Here is a 21,928-nt window from a genome sequence, read left to right on the forward strand (position 1 = left end):
CCGCTCCCCCGGCCTACCGTCCCTCACATGAACCGACTTCGCACCACCACGGCCGCGGCAGCCCTGCTGCTCACCCTGCCGCTGTCCGTCGCCGCCGCCGCGCCGGCGCTGGCCGCTCCCGCCGCCCTGACGAACGCCTCCACTCCCGCCCCCGCCGCCGTCCACGTCGACCTGCCGCGCCCGACCGGCCCGTACGCGGTCGGGCAGGAGATCCTGCACCTGGTGGACCGGGACCGCCCGGATCCGTGGGTCCCCTCCGCCGGTCCGCGCCAGCTGATGGTGTCGATGTACTACCCCGCGAAGGACGGGACGGGCAGCGCGGCCCCGTACATGACCCCTGCGGCCGCCCGGATGTTGCTGGACGGGAAGCTCCCGGGCAACACCATCCCGACCGAGACGGTCACCGGCACCCGGACCTGGGCGAAGTCCGACGCGCGCCCGCAGGGCGGCCACTTCCCGCTGGTGGTGCTGTCGCCGGGCTTCACCATGCCGCGGGCCTCGCTGAGCGGCCTCGCCGAGGACCTGACCAGCCGCGGGTACGTCGTCGCGCTGGTCGACCACACCTACGAGAACACCGGGACGACGTTCCCCGACGGGCAGACCCTCCCGTGCCTGCTGTGCGACAAGCTGACGACCCCGGAGTCCTGGGCGGCCGTGGACAACAGCCGGGCGAAGGACGTCTCCTTCGTCCTCGACCAGCTGACCGCCCGCCCCCACCCGGCGTGGCGCTACGCCCGCATGATCGACCGCGACCGGATCGGGATGGCCGGGCACTCGGCCGGCGGCGCCTCGACCGTCCCGTCCCTGCTCGCCGACGACCGGATCCGGGCCGGGGTGGACCTGGACGGCACCATGGACGTCACGGTCCCCGCCTCCGGGATCGACGGCAAGCCCTTCCTGATGATCGGCCACCCGCTGCCCGACGGCGCCGAGGACAGCAGCTGGACGGAGAGCTGGGCACACCTCGACGGCTGGAAGCGCTGGTTGACCTTCGCCGGCTCCAACCACGGCACCTTCACCGACTTCCCGCTGTTCTTCGAGAAGCTCAACCTGCCCCAGCCTCCCGGCACCACGATGTCGGGCGAGCGGGGCGCGGAGCTCACCCGCTCGTACGTGGCGGCCTTCTTCGACCTCCAGCTGAAGGGCGTGCGGCAGCCGCTCCTCGACGGGCCGACCGCCGCCAATCCGGAGGTGTCGTTCCAGCCGTGACCCGGGTGTGGTGGGCGCGGCCGTCGGCAGCCTGCCGGCGGCCGCGCCGCCGTCCGTCGCCCGCCGTTCGCTATGCGGCCGGCGCCGCCGAGGCGATCGGTTCGAGCAGCCGGTGCGGGCGGACCAGGGAGCGGGAGACCGGGTCGTCCCGGTGCGCGTCGCCGCGGGCGGGGTTGGGGCGCATCGCGATCTCGGCCGGCGGGACGGGTGCGCCACCGCACCGCGGGCAGGCGCCGACGACGTCCAGGTCGGTGCCGCAGACGGCGTGCGCGAACAGGTGGTGCGGACCGCCCGCGGTCGCGTGGCGGCCGCCCCAGCGACTCAACTGGTAGAGCGGCCCCCACAGTTCGAGGCCGGTCTCGGTGAGCAGGTAGCCGTGGCGCAGCGGCGCCTGCTGGTACGGCTCCTTGCGCAGCACCCCGGCCGCGACCAGGGCGTTGAGGCGGGCGGTGAGGACGGCGCGGGGGATGCCGAGGTGGGCGAGGAAGTCGTTGAAACGCTGCACTCCGTAGAAGGCGTCGCGGAGGATCAGCAGGCTCCAGCGTTCGCCGACCACCTCCAGGGCGCGGGCCAGTGCGCAGTCCTGCTGCTCGTAGTCGGTTCCCAGCGCCATGCGGGTCAGCGTAGTCCACCCGGACAGCGGGTTCAATGAACAGACCAATGGTGGTAGCGTGCCGATCGAGACGAAGGTTCATTCACCAGACCTAAGGTCCGCGCTCCGGAGGAACACCCCATGTCCCCCGCACCACCCGGCTCCTCCCCCGTCACCGCGCCCGTCCGGCCCCGCGCCACCCTGGCCGCCACCGCAGCCGCGACCGCGCTGGTCACCGTCGCCTACACCGCCCCCACCGCCTCGCTCGCCGCCACCGCCCAGGGCGCGCACCTCGGGGCCACCGGCCGGACCTGGATCCTCACCGGCACCCTGGTCGGCATCTCCGCCCTGCTGCTCACCGCCGGAAGCGCCGCCGACGACCACGGCCGCAAGCGGGTCTTCACCTTCGGCGTGCTGCTGTTCGCGGCCGCCGAGACGCTGGCCGCGCTGGCCCCCGGCGGCGCCGTCTACCTGGCCGCCCGGGTGCTGCTCGGCGTCGCCTCGGCCGCCGTCCTGGCACCCGCGCTCGGCCTGATCAGCCACGCCCACCCACCCGGCCCGGGCCGGATCCGGGCACTCGGGGTCTGGGGCGCCGCCGTCGGCCTCGGCATCGCCGTCGGCCCGGTGTACGGCGCGCTGGTCGGGCAGTGGGCCGGCTGGCGCGCGGTCAGCGGCGGGATCGCGGTCGTCTCGGCCGCCGTGGCGGCGTACGCGGCCGCCGTCCTCACCGAGTCGCGGGCCGAACGGCCACGCGCCCTCGATCCGTACGGGGTGCTGACGCTGGCCGCCGGGACGTCCTGCCTGATCGCCGGGCTGGCCGAGGGGCGCGGCGGCTGGGGGCGGCCGGTGGTCGTCGTGCTGCTGCTGCTCGGGGTGCTGCTGCTGGCGCTGTTCGGGCTGGTCGAGGCGAAGGTCCGGGAGCCGATGCTGGACCTCGCGCTGTTCCGCCGCCCCGGCTTCGTCGCCGCCACCGGCGGGGCCCTGTTCACCGGACTCTCGCTGGTCGGCTTCATGAGCTATCTGCCGACCCTGCTCCAGGGCGTCCTGGGTCTGTCCGGCCTGGCCGCGGGCGGGGTGCTGGCGCTCTGGTCGGGCCTGTCGGTGCTGTCCGCGCTCCAGGCGCGGCGGCTGGCGGCGCACCTGTCGGCCACCGCGCAGGTCGCCGTCGGGCTCGCGGTCTGCGGCCTCGGCGAGGCGGGCCTGTACGGGCTGGCACCCGGCTCCGGCTGGCTGCGGCTGGCGCCGGGTCTGGCGGTGGCGGGCGTCGGCAGCGGGGTGCTCAATGCGGCGCTGGCCCGGCTGGCCGTCAGCAGCGTCCCGGCGCACCGGGCGGCCATGGGCTCGGGTGCCAACAACACCTCCCGGTACCTGGGCTCGGCGCTCGGCGTCGCGGTCACCGTGGCCGTCGCGGGCTCGGCCCGACCGGGCGGCCCCGGCCGGGAGGCCGCCGCCCGCGCCCTGGCGGCGGGCACCGACCGGGCCGTTCTGGTCGCCGCCGCCCTCTGCCTGGTCGGCGCGCTGCTCGCCCTGGTCGCCCGCGCCGCCGAAGCCCGGGGCGGCGGAGCCCCGGAGGCCGCCCCGGCCCGCGAGCGGGCCGCGACCCGGTGAGGAGCGCGGGAAGTCGGCCCGGCCGACTTCGCGCGCTCGACCGCCGCCAGCGCCGCGGTGCAGCCCGTGCAGCCGGGAGCTCGACGACTTCTTCCCGGAGCGCCCGCCGCCGCTCCGGTGAGCCGCTACGGTGAGCGGCCCGCCGGGGCCGCGTGCGAAGATGGCAGGGCTGGTGGGGACGATCTCCGGACGGTTCTCTGGCCATGGTGAACGACAACGAACACCACCTGGGCGAGCCGCAACAGGACGCCCTGCTGATGGTGCCGATCGCGACGGCGCTGATCGAGGCCGACGGCCGGATCCTGCACTGGAGCGGCGACGCGGAGGCACTGCTCGGCTACTCCCCGGGGCAGGCGATCGGGGCCAAGGCCGCCAAGTTGCTGACCTCCGAGGAGCAGCGGCCCGAGGTGCTGGAGCTGTTCCAGCAGATCCTGCACGGCCGGGCCTGGTCCGGTGTGTTCCCGGTCCGGCACCGGGACGGGCATCTGGTGAACCTGGAGTTCCGCACCCATCCGATCACCGGGCCGGACGGCCGCACGCTGGTGCTGGCCGTCGCCTCCGACGTGACCACGCTGCGCCGGATCCAGGCGGACCTGGCGGTGCTCGACGGCTTCTTCACCCAGTCCCCCGTCGGCATGGGCGTCTTCGACCCCGAGCTGCGCTTCGTCCGGCTGAACGAGGCGCTGGCCCGGGCCAACGGCCTGCCCGTCGAGGAGCAGCTCGGCCACCGGCTCACCGAGGTGCTGCCCGGGATCAACGGCGCCGAGGCGGAGGCGGTGATGCGACGGGTCCTGGAGAGCGGCGAACCGGTGGTGGACACCCGCTCGCACGGCCGCACCCCGGGCGACCCGCAGCACGACCACGCGTGGTCCGCCTCGTACTTCCGGCTGGAGGAACCCGGCGGCCGGGTGCTCGGCGTGAGTTCCACCGTCATCGACGTCACCGAGCGGTTCCGCGCCGAGGCCCGGGCTGCGCGGGCCCAGGAGCGGCTGGCCCTGCTGGTCGACGCGACCGCCTCCATCGGCACCACGCTCGACCTCCGGCAGACCGCCCGGGAGCTGGCCGACACGATGGTGCCCAGGGTCGCCGACATCAGCGGGGTGTTCGCGCTGGAGGTGCTGGTGACCGGGCGGAACGTCGAACCGCCCGACCCGGACGCGCCGCAGCTGGTCCGCCGGCTGGCCCTGGCCACCACCGACCCGCTGTACCCGGCCGAGTCACTGCCGGTGGAATCGCTGTACGAGCTGACGCCGGACTCGCCGTACGCCCGGGCGCTGGCCACCGGGCGGACGGTGGTGGTGCCGTCCTGGGAGCTGCCGCTGCTGAGCGAGGCCATCACCGAGAGCCACCGCCGGGCCTACCTCGGCGACCGGCCGCGCTCGGTGCGGATCACCCCGCTGGTGGCGCGCGGCACCACGCTCGGCATGGTGGTGTACTCGCGGCGCGGCGACCGGGAGTCGTTCGCCGAGGCCGACATCACCCTCGGCGACGAGCTGGCCTCGCGGGCCGCCGTCGCGATCGACAACGCCCGGCTGTACCTGCGCCAGCACCAGACCGTCCTGGCCCGGCAGCAGGCGCTGCGCGAGGCGAAGGCCGCCCAGGAGCGGCTGGCGCTGGTCAACGTGGCCTCCACCCGGATCGGCACCACGCTCGATCTCGCCCAGACCGCGCAGGAGTTGGCCGAGGTGGCGACGCCCAGGCTGGCCGACTCCGTGGTGGTGGAGGTGCTGGAGGACCTGGTCCGCGGCGAGCGCGAGGCCCGCGCCCCGGCGGACGGTTCGGCGCTGCTGCGGCGGATGGCCTTCCACTCGGTACCCGGCTCGACGCTGCGGCCGGTCGCCCGGCTCGGCGGGGTGCACCGCTTCGCGCCCGGCACGCCGTACGCGTGGAGCCTGGCACACCGCAAGCCGGTCCTGGTGCCGCGGATGGACGCGGAGGGGCTGGCCTGGTTCGCCGACGACCCGGTGCGCGCCGCGGCGGTGCGGGAGCAGAACGTCCACTCCTTCATGGTCGTCCCGCTGATCGCGCGCGGCACCGCGGTCGGCGTCGCGGGGTTCTACCGCACCCTGGTGGAGCGCCCGTACGAGGAGGACGACCTGGCGCTGGCCGGCGAGTTGGCGGTGCGGGCCGCCGTGTCCATCGACAACGCGCTGCTGTTCACCCGCGAGCGCGACGCGGCCGCCGCCCGGCAGCGGGCTTTGGACGAGGCCCGGGCCGCGCAGCAGCGGCTGTCGCTGCTCAACGAGGCCAGCACCCGGATCGGCACCACCCTCGATCTGCACCGCACCGCCCAGGAGTTGGTGGAGGTGGTGATCCCGCGCTTCGCCGACTTCGTCACCGTGGACCTGCGCGACGCGGTGCTCGGCGGCGAGGAGCCCGGCCCCGTCCCGGAGAACGATTCGATACTGATGCGGGCGGTGGCGGTCGGCGAAGCGACCCGGGGCGGCGGCATGACGGCGGCCTCCGACCAGGTCGGCGAGACCTCGCAGTCCGCCCAGCTGTACGCCCAGAGCCTGCGCACCCGGCGCTCGATCCTGGTCTCCGAGGTGACCGAGGAGGAGATGCGCCGGATCGCCGCCTCGCCCGACCGGGTCCAGCCGGGGCTGGCCGCCGGGGTGCACTCGTACCTGATGGTGCCGCTGGTGGCGCGCGGACTCGTGCTGGGCGGCGCGGAGTTCGTCCGCACCCGCAACCCGGAGCCGTTCGGCCCGGAGGACCGCTCGCTGGCCGAGGAACTCGCCGCGCGCACCGCCCTCGCGATCGACAACGCCCGGCTCTACCGGCGCGAGCGGGACACCGCGCTCACCCTCCAGCGCAGCCTGCTGCCGCAGGAGATCCACCGCACGCTCGGCCTGGACCTCGCCTACCGCTACCTGCCCAGCAGCGTGGTCAGCGAGGTCGGCGGCGACTGGTTCGACGTCGTGCCGCTCTCCTCGGGGCGGGTCGCGCTGATCGTCGGCGACGTGATGGGCCACGGCATCCGGGCCGCCGCCACCATGGGCCAACTGCGAACCGTCGCCCGGACGTTGATCACCCTGGACCTGGACCCGGAGCGCGTCCTGCACCGGCTGGACGAGGCCTCCAGCGCGCTCGGCGAGGGCCAGTTCGCCACCTGCGTCTGCGTGGTGTACGACCCGGTGGACCGCCACTGCACCGCCGCCTGCGCCGGCCACCTGCCGCCCGTCGTCGCCGATCCGCAAGGGCGGGCGCACCTGGTCGAACTGCCGCCCGGCGCACCGCTCGGCGTTGGCGGGGTCCCGTTCGAGAGCGTGGAGTTCACCCTCCCCGAGGAGGCCATCCTGGCGCTCTACACCGACGGGCTGGTCGAGCGCCGGGGCCACGACATCGACGAGGGACTGCAGTTGCTCTGCCGAACGGTCGCCGACCGGCGCCGCTCGCTGGAGCAGACCTGCGACGCCGTCCTAGCCGAACTCACCGGCCCCACCAGCGAGGACGACATCGCCGTCATCATGGCGCAGGTCCGGCCGGTCGGCGCGGACCGGATCGCCAGTCTGCCGCTCACCGGCGACCGCGCGATGGTCGCCCACTCGCGCCGCTTCACCCGCGAGACGCTGGTCGCCTGGGGCCTCGAACCGCTCGCCGACTGGGCCGAACTGCTCACCAGCGAGCTGATCACCAACGCCCTGGTGCACGCCGGATCCCCCACCCAGCTGCGGCTGTTCTGCAACCGGGCGCTCACCGTCGAGGTCGCCGACCAGGAGAGCGAGACGCCCCGGATCCGGCGCGCCCGCGCCGAGGACGAGGGCGGGCGCGGCATCCACCTGGTCAACGAGCTCGCGCACCGCTGGGGCAGCCGCCGCACCGGGGACGGCAAGGTGGTCTGGTTCGAGCTGGAACTGCCCCCGGGCAGCCCGTCCGAGTGATCCGGCCCGCGACCGGGCGATCCGGCCCGCGACCAGGTGGCACGGCCCGCGACCGAGCGATCCGGCCCGCGACCGGGCGGCGCGGGCCCCGGGCTCAGTCCGGCAGGAGCAGGTTCACGTCGCCGAACTCGTGCCAGAGGTACCGGTGCTGGACGGCGGCCCGGTAGCACTCGGCGAGCAGGGGCCGCCCGGCGACGGCTGCCAGCATCAGCAGGTGCGAGGCGCGGGGCTCGTGCCAGCCGGTGAGCAGGCCGTCGACCGCGCGCACCCCGCGCTCCGGAGTGATCACCAACTCCGTCCAGCCGTCCGCCTCCTGGACGGTGCCGTCCGACGCGGCGGCCGACTCCAGGGCGCGCACCACCGTGGTGCCGACGGCGATCACCCGGCCACCGCCGGCCCGCACATGGCCGACCAGGCGGGCGGTGGCCGCCGGGACGTGGAACCGCTCGGCGTACGGCGCCTCGTGCGCCTCCGGCGAGGCCACCCCGGTGTGCAGTGTGACCGGCGCGACCAGCACCCCGCGACCCGCCAGCCGGGCCACCACCTCCGCGCTGAACGGCCTTGCGGCGCTGGGCATCTCACTGCTGCCGGGGACGGCCGCGAAGACCGTCCGGTAGGCCTCGATCGGCCAGTCGCGGTCCACGTAGCCGTATCGGATCGCCTTGCCGTGCACCTCCAGGTACGGCAACAGCCTTGCTGGCAGCGTCAGTTCGGCGTACCAGAGCCGGGCGGTGAACGGTGCGACCAGCTCGGCCGCGCCGCCGGCGGGCAGCGCCACCCGCAGACCGGGGCGGGCCGGGGAGTCGGCCGGCGGGTAGTAGGCGGCCGCCGCCCCCGGCACCACCCGCCGCAACTCCACCAGGTGGGAGCCGCGTTGGTCGGGCTGGGCGGAGGACAGGTGCAGCGCGACCGCCGTACCGTCGGGCAGCCGGCCGGGCAGCGCGGCCGGCAGGGTGGCCGAGTTGTTGACCACCAGCAGGTCACCCGCGCGCAGCACCTCGGGCAGCTCGGTGAAGCGGTGGTGCTCGACGCTCCCCCGGTCGCGCCGGCCGACCAGCATCCGCACGCCGTCCCGCGCCCCGCCGCGCGCCTCCGCCGGTGCCCGGGCGGAGAGTTCGGGCGGCACGGCGACGTCGAGGCCGAGGTCCACGAGTCCGGTCATCGCCCACCCCGGGCCGCGGCCCTCAGGTCCTCGGCGCGGTAGCGGCCGGAGGCGGCCCGGTCATGCAGCAGTCCGAGCAGGACCGGCACCACCTCCTCGGGCAGCGGCTCGCCGGAGATGTCCTCACCGGGGCTGGCCTCCTGCAACATCCCGGTGCGCATGCTTCCCGGGTCCACCGCCCACACCCGCAACTCCGGCTCCTCGCGGGCGAGTACGGCGGTGGCATGGTCGAGCGCCGCCTTGCTGGCGCCGTAGCCGCCCCAGCCGAGGTAGGGCACCACGGCGGCGTCCGAACTGATGTTGAGCACGCTCCCGGTGCGGGCTCGCAGCTGAGGCAGGAGGAGCTGGGTGAGGGCGATCGGGGCGAGCGCGTTGACCTCGAAGGTCTCCAGCAGGTCCGGCAGCGGGAAGTCGGCCAGCCGGGGCAGCGGCTCGGCGCCGGGCGCGGTGGCGCCGTTGAGCGTACCGGCGTTGTTGACCAGCAGGCTCGCGCCGCCGAGCCCGTCGGCGGCCGCGGTCAGGTGGGCACGGTGGTCGTCGTCGACGATGGAACCGGAGAGGGCGACGACCTTGGTGACGGCGGCCAGGGCCGCCTCGGCGGCGGCGAGTCCGGCCGCGCCACGGGCGCTGATCACCAGCTGCCAGCCGTCGGCGGCGAGGGCCCGGGCGAGCGCCAGGCCGAGCCCCCGGGAGGCTCCGGTGACCACGGCGACGGGGGCGGGGGCGGTGTGCTGTGCTGCGTTCATGCCCCCACCCTCGCCCCGCAGGGGGCGGCGGCGGATCGGCCGCCGGAACCGGGACCCGGTCGTCCGTTGGGCCTAGGGTGTCTGGGTCGCCGGACCTGGGCCGCCGGCCCAGGCTTGCGGGTCCGTCCAGGCGGCGAGGGTGCGGCGGGTGTCGAAGCGGCGCTCCCGGCCGGTCAGCGGGTCGGTGAACTCGACCACCGAGGCGAGGAGTTGGAGCGGGCGACGGAAGTCGTCCGGGGCCGGTTCGGGCAGCACCACCGGATACACCGGGTCACCGAGGATCGGCACGCCGAGGCCGCACATGTGCAGCCGCAGCTGGTGGGTGCGCCCGCTCAGCGGCCGCAGCCGGTAGCGGGCCAGGCCGTCGCGGCGTTCCAGGAGGTCGATCCGGCTCTCGCTGTTCGGCGGCGCGTCGAGCTCCCGGGCCGCGATCACCCCGCGCTCCTTGAGGATGTGGCTGCGCACGGTGCGCGGCAGGTCCAGCGCCGGGTCGTACGGGGCGATCGCCTGGTACTCCTTGCGCACCAGCCGGTCGCTGAACAGGGTCTGGTAGGCACCGCGTTCCTCGGGCCGCACCACGAACATGGCCAGGCCCGCGGTGAGCCGGTCGAGCCGGTGCGCGGGGCTGAGGGCGGGCAGGTCGAGACTGTGCCGCAACCGGGACAGCGCCGTCTCGACGACGTGCCGGCCGCGCGGGGTGGTCGCCAGGAAGTGCGGCTTGTCGACGACGACCAGGTGCTCGTCGCGGTGCAGCACCTCCAGTTCGAACGGGACGCGGACCTCCTCGGGGAGGTCCCGGTAGAACCACAGGTGCGCGCCGGGCCGGAACGGCGCGTCCGGGGCGACCGGGCCGTGCTCGCCGACGATCTCGCGGCCGCTCAGCGCCGCGTCGATCCGCGCGGCGGCCACGGCCGGCAGCCGCTCGACCAGGTAGGCGCGGACGGTCGGCCAGGGGCCCTCGGGTGGCAGCCGCAGGTGCACCGGGTCCACACCGTGGCGCTGCGGGAGGGGGGAGGCCGGGCGGCGGCTCTTGCGTCTCATCTCCCGGCCAGCGTAGTCCGCCCGCTCGGGGCGGCCCCGGCCGAGGTCCCCGAGCCGCCCCGGGCCCCCGAGGTGCCGCTCACGGGGAGTGCGGAGCACAGTGGACGGTAGGTCGCCAATCCGCCGGGAGCAGCCGGGAGGACGTGTGAGCGCAGACGGCCCGGACGGTGTGCCACCGCTGCACCTGCCGCGGCGCACCCGGATGCTGCTGGTCGGCGCCTTCGGGCTGCTGGTCGCCGCCGTGGTGGCCGACCTGGTGACGGGGCCAGGGACGACCCTCTCCCCCGTACTGGCCGTCGCGCCGGTCCTGGCCGGGGCGACCACCCGCAGCGCCCGGGTGCCGCTGGCCGCCGGGGGCATCGCCGTCGTGGCGGTCGGGCTGCTGGAGACCACCAACACCGAACTGCCGGCCGAGGTGCACATCACCGCGCTGATCACGGTGCTCGCGGCGACCCTGGCCAGCGCCGCCAACGTCGTCCTGGTCGCGGCCCGGGAGCGGGAGCTGTTCCACGTCCGGACGGTCGCCGAGGCGGCGCAGCGGGCCCTGCTGCGCCCGCCGCCGGAGCGGATCGGGCGGCTGCGCACCGCGGTGCGCTACGTCGCGGCGGCGGCCGAGGCACGCATCGGCGGGGACCTGTACGCGGTGGTCGACACCCGCTACGGCACCCGGATCCTGCTCGGGGACGTGCAGGGGCACGGGCTGCCGGCGGTGGAGACGGCGGCGGACGTGCTGGGGGTGTTCCGCGAGGCGGCCCGGACGGAGCCCGATCTCGCGCGGCTGGCCGAGCGGCTGGACGCGGCGCTCGCCGCCCGACCGGACGAGGGGCGCTTCGCCACCGCGCTGCTGCTGACCGTGCCCGCGGAGCGCGGGCCGGCCGGCGTGGTCAACTGCGGGCACCCGCCCCCGCTGCTGCGCCGTGCGGGCCGGGTGCGCGCGCTGACGCCGCCGTACGCCGCGCCGCCGCTCGGGCTGCGGGGGCTGACCGGCGGCAGGTATCCGACGGTCCACTTCGAGCCGCTGCCGGGGGACCTGCTGCTCCTGTACACCGACGGCATCACCGAGGCCCGCAACGCCGAGGGGCGGTTCTACCCGCTGGAGGAGCGGCTGCCGGGGCTGCCCGCGGGGAACCCGGCGGACCTGCTGGAGGACCTGCTCGCGGACGTCGACGGCTGGGTCGGCGACGCCGGGCTGACGGACGACGCGGCGCTGCTGGCGCTCCGCTGGGAGCACTGACGGGCGGAGGGCGGACGGCGGACGGCGGACGGGCAGGCAGGCAGGGGGCAGGCGGGATGGGCGGGCCGGCGGGAGCAGTGACGGCCCGGCCGATTGTCAGAGCCGTGTGCAAGGCTTCGCACACGGTCGGTGAGGAGCCGGCCGGGTAGCGATCGTCGGAGGGAGTGCGCCATGGGGGACAAGGCCAGCGGGTCGTTCGAGCTGACCGGCTTCGAACCGGTGGAGACGGAGGAACGCGAGGGTACGGCCTTCGGGCGGGTCCGGATCTCCAAGAACTTCACGGGTGGGCTGAGCGGCGCCAGCGAGGTGCGGATGCTCTCCGTCGCGGGCCCCTCGGGCGGCCCGGCGTCGTACGTCGCGGTGGAGCACGTGACGGGCGAACTGGACGGGCGTAAGGGCTCGTTCGTGCTCCAGCACGCGGCGTGGGACACCGGCGGGACGACCATACGCGTGGTGCCGGGCACCGGGTCGGGCGAGCTGGCCGGGCTCACCGGCGAGTTCCGCCTGACCGTCGACGAGGCCGGCACCCACACCTACGTCCTGGAGTACGAGCTGGGCTGAATCACCTGGTCTCAGCCGCGCGCCGCACGCACCGGGCTGCCGTCCGCGCTGCCACGATGATGCGATCAGTGCACGATCGACATCGGAGGGTGGCGCATGCCCGGTACGACGATGGCGGCGGACGGCACGCCGGTCGCGGTGCTGGCCGCGAACACGGTCACGGCGCCTGTCGCGACACCAGTCACGACTCGGGTCACGACGCCAGTCACGGTCGAGGAGGTGGTCGGTCGGCTGCGGGAGATCGGGGCGGTCCTGCCCCCGGCGGACGGGGTGGCGGTCTTCAACCGGCTCTACCTCACCGTCACGGAGGCCGTCCGCGGCCGGCTCGGCGGCTCGTACTTCGCCGATCCGGCGGCGATGGCCGAGCTGGACACGGTGTTCGCCGGGCGCTACCTGCTGGCCGTGGCCGCCGACGCGGCCGGGCAGGAGCCGCCCGCCTGCTGGCGTCCGCTGTTCGCACTGCGCGCCCACCCGGGGGTGCACCCGCTGCAGTTCGCGTTGGCCGGGATGAACGCCCACATCCAGCACGACCTGCCGCTCGCCGTCGTGGACACCTGCCTGCGTCGGGGCTGCGAGCCGGCCGGGCTCGCGGCGGACTACCACCGGATCAACGGCCTGCTGGCGGAGGTGGAGACCGCCGTCCGGGAGCAGCTGGTGCCCGGCCCGGACCTGCTGGAGCGCGCCGAGCCGCTCACCCACCTGCTCGGCGTCTGGTCGGTGGAGGCCGCCCGCGAGGGGGCGTGGTCCGCCGTCCAGGCGCTCTGGGAGCTGCGCGCGGTGCCGACCGCCGCGCGGGCCTTCGCCGCCGCCCTGGACTGCTCGGCCGGCCTGCTCGGCCACGCCCTGCTGCTCCCGCTCGGCCCGCACCCCGCACCGGACGCGGCCGGCGGCTCACCACGCACGGCGGACGCCCCGGGCACGGCGGCGGGCACGCCGGACGCACCAGACAAGGCACCGCACGCACCGGGCACGGCGCCGCATGCACCGGGCACTGCACCGGACGCACCCCACAGGGCACCGGACGCCCCCCGCACGGCGGCCGGCCGGCTCCCCGAGGCGAGGAACCGACCGGCCGGTGAAGGAGCGGGCGCTCAGGCCCGACCAGATCAGGCCCAGCTGGAGTGCAGCGGCTTGCCCTCGGCGTAGCCGGCCGCGCTCTGGATGCCGACGATCGCCTTCTCCTGGAACTCCTCCAGGGTGTTGGCGCCCGCGTAGGTGCAGGAGCTGCGCACACCGGCCACGATCGAGTCGATCAGGTCCTCGACGCCCGGGCGGGCCGGGTCGACGAACATCCGGGAGTGCGAGATGCCCTCCTCGAACAGCGCCTTGCGGGCCCGGTCGTACGAGGAGTCCTGGGCGGTGCGGTTGCTGACCGCACGGGCCGAGGCCATGCCGAAGCTCTCCTTGTACTGGCGGCCGTCAGCGGCGGTCTGCAGGTCGCCCGGGGACTCGTAGGTGCCGGCGAACCAGGAGCCGATCATCACGTTGGAGGCGCCGGCGGCCAGTGCCATCGCGACGTCGCGCGGGTGGCGGACGCCGCCGTCGGCCCACACGTGCTTGCCGAGCCGGCGCGCCTCGGCGGCGCACTCCAGCACGGCGGAGAACTGCGGGCGGCCGACGCCGGTCATCATCCGGGTGGTGCACATGGCGCCGGGGCCGACGCCGACCTTGAGGATGTCGGCGCCCGCCTCGACCAGGTCGCGGACACCGGCGGCGGAGACCACGTTGCCGGCCACGATCGGGATCCGCGGGTCGAGGCCGCGCACCGCGCGCAGCGCGCTGATCATCGATTCCTGGTGGCCGTGCGCGGTGTCCACGACCAGCACGTCGGCTCCGGCGTCGATCAGGGCCTTGGCCTTGCCGGCCACGTCGCCGTTGATGCCGACGGTGGCGGCGATCCGCAGCTTGCCGGCGGCGTCCACGGCCGGGGTGTACAGGGTGGCGCGCAGCGCGCCCTTGCGGGTGAGGATGCCGACGAGCCGGCCCTCGGCGTCGACGACCGGGGCGAGCTTGCGGTGCGCCTCGGTGAGCTTGTCGAAGGCGGTGCGCGGGTCGATGCCCTCGTCCAGGAGCAGCAGGTCGCGGGACATCACGTCGGCGAGGCTGGTGAAGCGGTCCACGCCCTGGCAGTCGGAGTCGGTGACGACGCCGACCGGCTTGCCGTCCTCGACGACCACGAGGGCACCGTGCGCGCGCTTGGGCAGCAGCGACAGCGCCTCGGCGACGGTGGCGCCCGGGGCGAGGGTGATCGGGGTGTCGTGCACCAGGTGGCGCTGCTTGACCCAGGAGACGACCTCGGCGATGACCTCGGTGGGGATGTCCTGCGGGATGGCGACCAGGCCGCCGCGGCGGGCGACGGTCTCGGCCATCCGGCGGCCCGCGATGGCGGTCATGTTGGCGACGACCAGCGGGATGGTGGTGCCGGTGCCGTCGTTCGAGGAGAGGTCGACCGCCTGCCGGGAGCCCACGGCGGAACGGCTGGGGACCATGAAGACGTCGTCGTACGTCAAGTCGTACGAGGGCTTGAGGTCGTTCAGGAAGCGCATGAAGGGGGCTCTCTGGCTGGGAGAAATTACACCTCGGGTGCGGTTGCGGCACTGCCGCCGGGCGCACTCGGGCGCCCGGCACCCAGCATTCGATTCTCCGGGACGGTGGGATCAAAAGCCAGTTCGAGGCCCATTGCTGGCACTGTGTACAAACCATGATCAATGCTCCGCGCGTAGACTTGGACGATCATCCAAGACCGGCGGTTTTCGCCCCGGCCAGGGCCGCTCCCGTAGCATTCACGCGGTAACGGCGAGGCGAGCGGGAAGCGGCGACAGGCAATGACGGCGGGCGTGGACATCAAGCAGGACCAGAGCGGCACGGACACCGGGGAGGAGATCGACTACGGTCCCGGCCTCGACCCCGAGCGGCTGCGGCTCTGCCTGGACGTGCTCGCCGAGCTCGACCGGCTGCACGTCGACCACCCGGACGCGATCACCGTCCGCCAGGCCGTCGGCGGCATATTCCGGACGCTCAAGCAGCGCCGCCGCCAGGAGACCCGGGCCCGCAAGACCGCCAACGACCGCGAGGTCACCGCGCGCACCGCCACCGGCGCACCCACCCGGATCGACGACGAGACCGCCGGCGCCTTCGGCCTGACCACCGTCACCAGCACCGAGATCGCCGGCATCCTGGAGCGGCCCCGCTCCTGCTACACGTGCAAGCAGCGGTACGTCGAGGTCGACGCGTTCTACCACAACCTCTGCCAGGACTGTGCCGTCAAGAACCGGGCCCACCGGGACGCCCGCGCCGACCTCACCGGCAAGCGCGCGCTGCTCACCGGCGGCCGGGCCAAGATCGGCATGTACATCGCGCTGATGCTGCTGCGCGACGGCGCCCACACCACCATCACCACGCGCTTCCCCAACGACGCCATCCGCCGCTTCACCGCGATGCCGGACAGCGCCGAGTGGATCCACCGCCTCAAGGTCGTCGGCATCGACCTGCGCGACCCGGCACAGGTCATGGCGCTCGCCGACGAGGTCGCCGCCGACGGCCCGCTGGACATCCTGATCAACAACGCCGCGCAGACCGTGCGCCGCCCGCCGGAGTCCTACCGCGAGCTGATCGCCGCCGAGTCCGCGCCGCTGCCGGCCGGCGAGCTGCCGCAGGCCACCACCATCGGCCGCTTCGGCAGCGGCAGCGTCGACCTCCCCGCCCTCCCCCACCAGGCGAGCGGCGACGCGCAGCGGATGGCCGCCGAGGACGTCACCTCGCTCGCGCTCGTCACCGGCTCCGCCACGCCCGCCCGGATCGAGGCCGGCACCGCGATCGACGCCGGCGGGCTGGTGCCCGACCTCGCGCCCACCAACAGCTGGGTGCAGACCGTCCAGGAGGTCGGCCCGGTCGAGCTGCTGGAGGTCCAACTCTGCAACTCCACCGCGCCGTTCATCCTGATCAGCCAGCTGCGCCCGGCGATGGCCGCCTCCGCCTCCCGCCGCAAGTACGTCGTCAACGTCTCCGCGATGGAGGGCGTGTTCCAGCGCGGCTACAAGGGCGCCGGCCACCCGCACACCAACATGGCCAAGGCCGCGCTCAACATGCTCACCCGCACCAGCGCGCACGAGATGTTCGAGACCGACGGCATCCTGATGACCGCCGTCGACACCGGCTGGATCACCGACGAGCGGCCGCACCCGGACAAGATGCGGCTGGCCGACGAGGGCTTCCACGCCCCGCTCGACCTGGTCGACGGCGCGGCCCGGGTGTACGACCCGATCGTCCGCGGTGAGCTCGGCGAGGACCTGTACGGCTGCTTCCTGAAGGACTACGAGCGCTCCAACTGGTAATCCCCGATCCTGGCGAGGACCCCCGCGAAGGAGATGGCGAATTGACCACCGCACCGCTGCTCGGCGCCGGAATCATCGTGCCCACCGGGGACGGCCGAGTGCTGATCGGCCGGCGCACCACCGCCGGCGAGCCGCCGACCTGGAGCCTGCCCGGCGGAAAGGTCGATCCCGGCGAGTCCTTCGAGCAGACCGCGGCCCGCGAACTCGCCGAGGAGACCGGCATCGTGCTGCCCGCCGAGCAGATGCGGGTGCTCGCGCTCCTGCTCGACCACGAGCTCGGCCGGCCCCGGCTGACCGCCGCCGTGCTGGCGCCGCCGAGCCTGGCCGAGGCGGTCGTCACCGAGCCGCACTCCTGCGGCGGCTGGGAGCGGGTCGCGCTGGACGCGCTGCCGGAGCCGATGTTCTACCCGTCCTCGCTGGTCCTCGGCAGCTGGCTGCCGCAACGGCCGTCGGTGGTCCGGGCCGGAACGACCGGGTACCCCGTCACCCGCTGAGGGCGCCGGGGTACCCCGGCGGCACTCGGACGCCGAGAGCCCACCGCCCGGGCGGCCCGCGCCGAACGGCGACGGGCCGTCCGCCGTTGCGGGCGGCCTCGGGGCCGGTGATCCGCTTCAGCGAGTCGAGCGCGCCGGTCGGCTCGTCGGCGAACAGCACCTGCGGCCGGGCCGCCAGACCCCGGGCCGGCGCCACGCGCTGCGCCTGACCACCCGACAGTTCGCCGGAGCGGCGCCGCTCCATGCCGCTCCATGCCGCCCAGGCCGAGCCGGGCCGAGCCGAGCCGGGCCGGCGCGTCCAGGCGGGCGGCGGTGAGGTCGATCCGGCGCAGGTCGGCATCCAGGTGGAACAGGCCGTGGTCGGCGGGCAGGGCGTCCACCAGGGCGCCGGTGCGGCGCAGTTCGGTGCGTTCGCGCATCCGGCGCAGGTGGGCGGCGCGCTCGGTGTCCAGGTACTCCTCGGCGTCGCGGCCCAGCGTCAGGGCCAGCACCACCTTGGTGAACAGCACGCTCCGTAGGCTGGGTTCGGGCGCGACCGGATCCCGGAGCCAGGTCTCGAACTCCGTCGCCCCCGCGCCGGTGATCACGTAGCGCTCGCTTTCGGGTCCCTCGCCGGGAACCCGGTCAGAACCCGGTCAGAACGTGGTCAGAACGTGGTCAGAACCCGGGCGGAGACACCGTCACCCGGGTGCGGGCGGGCAGGAGGCAGCCCCACGCTCACCCCCTGCACCGCACCACGGCCCGGCACCCCCACGGTCAACCGGGCCAAGCCGTCCCCTGGCACGAAGGATGCGGCCGGACCCCAGCCTGCCCGCCCGCCCGGCCGCTGCCGAGGGTCGAACGTCCCGGGTGCGCGAAGGGGCGCCGGGCGGCCGCACGCCCGGGCGTGACCCGGAACGCGACCGGCGCGCGGCGGCGCCGTCCGCAGGTCCCGGTGGTACGAGCCCGCACGACTCTTGTGCGCGGGCGGCCACCGGGTGGAAATTGGGTGACGAAGCCCCACGACCCCACCAGCACGCCGTCCCAACCCCCCTGAGGAGCCGTCGACGTGTCCAGCACACCCCGCCCCGCCCGGCCCTCGTCGCGCCCGCCGCGAACCGGCCGCCGGCTGCGGCGGGCCTTCGGTGCCCGGCACGAACCGCTGGTCCGGCCCGTCGACCGGGCCCGCGCCCGCGCCTGGCTGCTGAGCACCCTCGGGGCCCTGCTCGCCCTCGCCTTCGCCACCGGCAGCGCCCTGCTCGCCTACCACGCCACCGCACCCCAGGCCGACAGCGACCGCCTGCGCCTCCACAAGGTCGACGCCGTGGTGCTCACCCTCCCCGACCACGGCACCGGCACCGGCTCCGGCACCGGCGGACGCTTCGGCGCCGGCTACAGCACCCGCGTCGACGCCGAGGCCGCCTGGACCTACCCCGACGGGCAGCCGCACACCGGTACCGTCCAGGCCCCCCGCACGGCCGTCACCGGCACCGTCGTCCCCGTCTGGGTCGACCCCGCCGGCGCGCTCTCCTCGCCCCCGACCAACCGCGCCTCCGTCGCCGTCTCCGCCGTCTGCACCGGCGCCGGCGCCCTTCTCGCCCTCCTGGCCCTGCTCACCCTCGCCCTGCGCCTTCGCCTGCACGTCCTCGACCGCCGCGCCGACGAAGCCTGGGCCCAGGGCTGGGCCCGCCTCGAACCCCTCTGGAGCGGCCGCGCCGGCCACCGCCAGGACGACTGACCCACGAGAGAGGACCGGCGAGCGGAGGGGCGCGGCGCCGGGTCAGAGCGGGTGGATCCAGGCCGGGGCGGGGTGGGCTCCGGCGGCCCGGTGGGTGAGGGCCGCGACGGCGACGAGGAGGGTCAGGGCGAGGGTCAGGGCGACGGGGACGTCGGCCTGGCGGATGAGGAGGGCGCCGACGAGGGCGCCGACGAACATCCAGACGGCGGAGGCCAGACGGCGGGGGCCGGTGCGGTCGGCGGCGAGGGCCGTGATGGTCATGGTGAGCACCGTGGTGGTCAGGTCGGGGACCTTGAGGGAGCGGACCACCGCGTTCTGGCCGCCCATCGCGAAGGCCAGCAACCCGATGAGGCCGTAGCGGGCCGGGTCGGAGGTGTAGCCGGCCACGGCGGCCAGGGCGATGCTCGCGGCGACGAGCACCACCTGGCCGACCACCGCCGTGGTCAGCAGCCGCCCGCGGTGGTCGGGCAGCCGCCGGGCGAGGTGGCCCCCGACCAGGGCGCCGAGCACGAACGCGGCGAGGGCGCTCAGTGAGGCGGTGGCGGAGAGTCCGGCGGCACCGGCCAGGGCGAAGCCGAGGAAGACCACGTTGCCGGTCATGTTGGCGACGAAGACGTGGCCGAGCCGGAGGTAGCTGACCGCGTCCACCAGTCCGGTGACGACGGTGAGCACCAGCAGCATCGGCACCAGCGGCCCGTGCCTGGGGTCGGGGTTGAACATCGGGACCTCCTGGTCGGCCTCGTGACGGTGCCTCCGTTCTACCTCCCCCGGGCCGCCGACTAGGCGAGCGCGGGGCGGCTCGGGTCGTCGGGTTCGTCGTCGAGGTGCCAGTGCAGGTCGCGGACGCCGGGTTCGAGGGAGAGCCGGCTGACGACCTGTTCGAGGGCGGGAGCGACCTGCCCGGTGATGGCCACGGTGGCGCGCAGGCTGGTGGCGTCGCCGCTGTCGGTGCGGCGGGCGCGCAGGCCGGTGGGGGCGAGGCCGGAGGCGGACAGGGCCTGGAGCAGCAGGGCCCGGATGTGGGTCTCGGCCTTGCGCTCGCATTCCAGGTGGACGGTGGCGCGGACGGTGGAGTCGGGGTCGCTGCCGGACTGCGGGGCGCGGTCGAGCATCCGGCCGGCCGGGCGCAGGATCAGGTGGACGGCGAGGACGCCGAGCGTGCCGAGGACGGCGAATTCGAGCTTCCCGGCGGCGGCGAGCACCCCGACGGCGGCCGAACACCACAGCGTGGCGGCGGTGTTGAGGCCCCGGACGCCGGCGCCGTCGCGCAGGATGACGCCACCGCCGAGGAAGCCGATGCCGGAGACGACGTAGGAGGCGACCCGGGTGGGGCTGGCGGCGTCGCCGACGGCCTCGCTGTACAACACGAACAGGGTGGCGCCGGCGGCGACCAGGGCGTTGGTGCGCAGGCCGGCCATCCTGGCCCGCCACTGGCGTTCGACGCCGATGAGCGCGCCGCAGGCGACCCCGGTGGCGAGCCGGACGAGGAAGTCGGCGGTGGTCAGGGTGTGCACGACGGCACCTCCTTCACTGGGAGAGCTGGGAGAGCTGGCAGAGCTGGGAGAGCGGGAAGGGCTGCGAGACCTGGGAGACGGACGGACGGGTGGCGGGCCGCTGCCCACCACCCGTCCGTTCGGGCTGCGGTCTGCGGCTCAGTGGTTGAGCGCGGTCTGGACGATCTTGATGATGACCATCACCATCGCGACCAGGAGGTAGGCGCGCAGGGCGCCCATGCCGACCTTGCGGGCGGTGGACATGACCGGCTTGCCGAGGGTCTCCAGCGGGGGCATCCGCCACTCCTCGCGGCCGGTGCGGTCGATCGGGTCCTCCTTGGTGGCGGTGCGGCCGAAGGTGAAGAAGTACCCGGCGACCAGCACGCCCGCCACGCCGCAGCCGGCCATGATCCACAGGATCGCCTGCGAGCTGATGTCGGGCCAGACCACGGCGGCGGTCAGGATCAGCGACAGCATCACCAGGACCCCGACCACGGCGGAGGTGAAGGCGTTGGTCTTGGGCCCGTTGACCCACGGCCCCAGGACGGCCTTGTCGTTGCAGAGCAGCAGCAGGAACACCGTCGCCGAGGGCAGCAGCACACCCGCCAGCACCTGGACGAACTGCGTCATCAGGCCCTGGGTGTAGCCGGTGGACAGCAGCGTGATCGCGGCCGCCGCGACCACCAGGCCCGCGTAGATCGCGTAGAAGCCCTTGGCGCCCTTGACGCCCCGGTGCAGCGAGTGCCTGATGCCGAACACGTCGCCGATCGCGTAGGCGGTGGAGAGGGAGACGGCGAAGGCGCCGATGATCGAGGCGTCCAGCAGCGCGATGGCGAACAGCACGCCCACCACGTGTCCGGCCTTGTCCTCAAGGCCCTTGGCGACGGCCGCCGCGTCGGAGAACTGGCCGAAGCCGTCGGTGCCGGCGAAGGCCGCGGCGGTGAAGCCCATCATCGCGGCGGCGCCGATGATGACGATGACGATCCCGATCCACAGGTCGACCTTCTCGTACTTCATGAACCGCGGCGTGATCCGCTTGTCGATGACGTACGACTGCTGGAAGAACAGCTGCCACGGGGCGACGGTGGTGCCCACGATGGAGACGATCACCAGCATCACGGCCGCCAGCTGGCCCGAGCCGCCCGGCATGCCGGGCACCACGAAGTCGTGCGCCATCTGCGAGGTCTTCGGGTGGACCATGAAGTAGATCGGCACCAGCAGCAGCGAGCCCACGCACAGCGTGACCGCGACGCGCTCGAAGCGCCGGAACGAGCCGGTGAACGCCGAGGCGATGATCACCACCGCCGCCAGCACCACCGCGGCCACCTTCGGCAGCCCGAGGTATCCGGCGGCCAGGGTGACACCGATGAACTCGGTGACCAGCGTCAGCGCGTTCAGCAGGAACAGGTCGATGACGCTGAACGCGCCCCAGAACTTCCCGAAGCGCTCCAGGATCAGCCGGGCGTGGCCGACACCGGTGACGGCGCCCAGGCGCAGCACCATCTCCTGGTTCACGTACAGCACCGGGACCAGCATCAGCAGCGTCCACAGCAACTGCGTGCCGTAGTTCTGCCCCGCCTGCCCGTACGTCGAGAAGGCGCCCGCGTCGTTGTCGCCGACCATCACGATCAGGCCGGGGCCCACGATGGCGAGCAGGGTCTTGAGCCGCGCGGACAGGCCGTGGCGCGGCGTGGTGTCGTCGAGCCGGATGGTACCGAGCGCACCCCTGATGTCGCCGACGTGGGCGTCGTCGAGCACGGCGGTGCGGGTGGTGGTGGGGACCTTCTGGTCCAGCATCACGTTGGTCATGGCAGGGCCTCCCTGCCCCCTTCCTTGAGGGGGCGACAGGGGGC

The 21,928-nt window shown here is 74.6% G+C and carries 18 protein-coding genes and 1 pseudogene; 10 read left to right on the top strand and 9 right to left on the bottom strand.

Annotated elements, in window-relative coordinates; translation table 11 throughout:
* The first annotated feature begins 27 nt into the window (after nucleotides 1-27).
* Nucleotides 28-1,209: an alpha/beta hydrolase family protein gene (locus ACIO9K_RS11955; RefSeq protein WP_400328847.1), complete on the top strand. Its 1,182-nt coding sequence runs from the start codon at nucleotides 28-30 to the stop codon at nucleotides 1,207-1,209.
* A gap of 70 nt (nucleotides 1,210-1,279) precedes the next feature.
* On the opposite strand, the gene ACIO9K_RS11960 is transcribed toward ACIO9K_RS11955, so the two are convergent.
* Nucleotides 1,280-1,822, bottom strand: coding sequence for a helix-turn-helix domain-containing protein (locus ACIO9K_RS11960; protein ID WP_363623605.1), 543 nt, complete (start codon nucleotides 1,820-1,822; stop codon nucleotides 1,280-1,282).
* Between the two features lie 120 nt (nucleotides 1,823-1,942).
* Here ACIO9K_RS11960 and ACIO9K_RS11965 point away from each other — a divergent pair, with 120 nt between their 5' ends.
* The gene (locus ACIO9K_RS11965) at nucleotides 1,943-3,409 is read left to right on the top strand and encodes an MFS transporter (RefSeq protein ID WP_400328850.1); all 1,467 of its coding nucleotides are present in this window, start codon (nucleotides 1,943-1,945) and stop codon (nucleotides 3,407-3,409) included.
* Between the two features lie 203 nt (nucleotides 3,410-3,612).
* A complete protein-coding gene (locus ACIO9K_RS11970) occupies nucleotides 3,613-7,293 on the top strand; it encodes a SpoIIE family protein phosphatase (RefSeq protein ID WP_400328853.1) in 3,681 nt (1,226 codons plus the stop codon).
* 94 nt (nucleotides 7,294-7,387) lie between these two features.
* Here ACIO9K_RS11970 and ACIO9K_RS11975 read toward each other — a convergent pair whose 3' ends face one another.
* The 3 genes from ACIO9K_RS11975 to ACIO9K_RS11985 all read right to left on the bottom strand — a co-directional run bounded on the left by ACIO9K_RS11975 (nucleotide 7,388) and on the right by ACIO9K_RS11985 (nucleotide 10,242).
* On the bottom strand, nucleotides 7,388-8,455 hold the full coding sequence (locus ACIO9K_RS11975) for an S-adenosylmethionine:tRNA ribosyltransferase-isomerase (RefSeq protein WP_400328856.1): 1,068 nt from the start codon (nucleotides 8,453-8,455) through the stop codon (nucleotides 7,388-7,390).
* A complete protein-coding gene (locus ACIO9K_RS11980) occupies nucleotides 8,452-9,201 on the bottom strand; it encodes an SDR family NAD(P)-dependent oxidoreductase (RefSeq protein WP_400328859.1) in 750 nt (249 codons plus the stop codon). Before ACIO9K_RS11980 ends, ACIO9K_RS11975 begins: the two co-directional genes overlap by 4 nt.
* A gap of 72 nt (nucleotides 9,202-9,273) precedes the next feature.
* Complete coding sequence (locus tag ACIO9K_RS11985) at nucleotides 9,274-10,242, bottom strand: pseudouridine synthase (RefSeq protein ID WP_400328862.1); 969 nt, start codon at nucleotides 10,240-10,242, stop codon at nucleotides 9,274-9,276.
* 145 nt (nucleotides 10,243-10,387) lie between these two features.
* Between ACIO9K_RS11985 and ACIO9K_RS11990 the strand changes: the two genes are divergently transcribed.
* The 3 genes from ACIO9K_RS11990 to ACIO9K_RS12000 all read left to right on the top strand — a co-directional run bounded on the left by ACIO9K_RS11990 (nucleotide 10,388) and on the right by ACIO9K_RS12000 (nucleotide 13,183).
* The gene (locus ACIO9K_RS11990; RefSeq protein ID WP_363623593.1) at nucleotides 10,388-11,476 is read left to right on the top strand and encodes a PP2C family protein-serine/threonine phosphatase; all 1,089 of its coding nucleotides are present in this window, start codon (nucleotides 10,388-10,390) and stop codon (nucleotides 11,474-11,476) included.
* Nucleotides 11,477-11,647: 171 nt separating this feature from the next.
* Entirely contained in the window at nucleotides 11,648-12,037 is a 390-nt protein-coding gene (locus tag ACIO9K_RS11995; protein ID WP_400328865.1) for a DUF3224 domain-containing protein, read from the top strand.
* Nucleotides 12,038-12,133: 96 nt separating this feature from the next.
* The gene (locus tag ACIO9K_RS12000; RefSeq protein WP_363623591.1) at nucleotides 12,134-13,183 is read left to right on the top strand and encodes a DUF5995 family protein; all 1,050 of its coding nucleotides are present in this window, start codon (nucleotides 12,134-12,136) and stop codon (nucleotides 13,181-13,183) included.
* Here the strand turns inward: ACIO9K_RS12000 and ACIO9K_RS12005 are convergent.
* A complete protein-coding gene (locus ACIO9K_RS12005; RefSeq protein ID WP_363623589.1) occupies nucleotides 13,144-14,583 on the bottom strand; it encodes a GuaB1 family IMP dehydrogenase-related protein in 1,440 nt (479 codons plus the stop codon). The genes ACIO9K_RS12000 and ACIO9K_RS12005 overlap by 40 nt on opposite strands.
* A 279-nt stretch (nucleotides 14,584-14,862) precedes the next feature.
* Between ACIO9K_RS12005 and ACIO9K_RS12010 the strand changes: the two genes are divergently transcribed.
* Together ACIO9K_RS12010 and ACIO9K_RS12015 are read left to right on the top strand one after the other, a co-directional pair.
* A complete protein-coding gene (locus tag ACIO9K_RS12010) occupies nucleotides 14,863-16,371 on the top strand; it encodes an SDR family NAD(P)-dependent oxidoreductase (protein WP_400328870.1) in 1,509 nt (502 codons plus the stop codon).
* Nucleotides 16,372-16,412: 41 nt separating this feature from the next.
* Entirely contained in the window at nucleotides 16,413-16,865 is a 453-nt protein-coding gene (locus tag ACIO9K_RS12015) for an NUDIX domain-containing protein (protein WP_363623588.1), read from the top strand.
* 118 nt (nucleotides 16,866-16,983) lie between these two features.
* Here the strand turns inward: ACIO9K_RS12015 and ACIO9K_RS12020 are convergent.
* Nucleotides 16,984-17,103 (bottom strand): annotated as a pseudogene (locus ACIO9K_RS12020) (ATP-binding cassette domain-containing protein); the annotation flags it as partial.
* Between the two features lie 4 nt (nucleotides 17,104-17,107).
* Between ACIO9K_RS12020 and ACIO9K_RS12025 the strand changes: the two are divergent.
* Entirely contained in the window at nucleotides 17,108-17,383 is a 276-nt protein-coding gene (locus ACIO9K_RS12025; RefSeq protein WP_400328873.1) for a hypothetical protein, read from the top strand.
* Nucleotides 17,384-17,913: 530 nt separating this feature from the next.
* Entirely contained in the window at nucleotides 17,914-18,582 is a 669-nt protein-coding gene (locus ACIO9K_RS12030) for a hypothetical protein (RefSeq protein ID WP_400328876.1), read from the top strand.
* A 42-nt stretch (nucleotides 18,583-18,624) separates the two neighbouring features.
* On the opposite strand, the gene ACIO9K_RS12035 is transcribed toward ACIO9K_RS12030, so the two are convergent.
* From ACIO9K_RS12035 to ACIO9K_RS12045, 3 genes are all read right to left on the bottom strand, one after another.
* A complete protein-coding gene (locus ACIO9K_RS12035) occupies nucleotides 18,625-19,302 on the bottom strand; it encodes a YoaK family protein (protein WP_363623582.1) in 678 nt (225 codons plus the stop codon).
* Nucleotides 19,303-19,361: 59 nt separating this feature from the next.
* Nucleotides 19,362-20,096: an MgtC/SapB family protein gene (locus ACIO9K_RS12040; protein ID WP_063346501.1), complete on the bottom strand. Its 735-nt coding sequence runs from the start codon at nucleotides 20,094-20,096 to the stop codon at nucleotides 19,362-19,364.
* 138 nt (nucleotides 20,097-20,234) lie between these two features.
* Nucleotides 20,235-21,884 carry an NRAMP family divalent metal transporter gene (locus ACIO9K_RS12045; RefSeq protein WP_400328879.1) on the bottom strand — a complete coding sequence of 550 codons (1,650 nt, stop codon included), beginning with the start codon at nucleotides 21,882-21,884 and terminating at the stop codon, nucleotides 20,235-20,237.
* Nucleotides 21,885-21,928 lie beyond the last annotated feature (44 nt).

Origin of the sequence: Kitasatospora sp. NPDC087271, assembly GCF_044744605.1 — a bacterium.
GTDB lineage: Bacteria > Actinomycetota > Actinomycetes > Streptomycetales > Streptomycetaceae > Kitasatospora.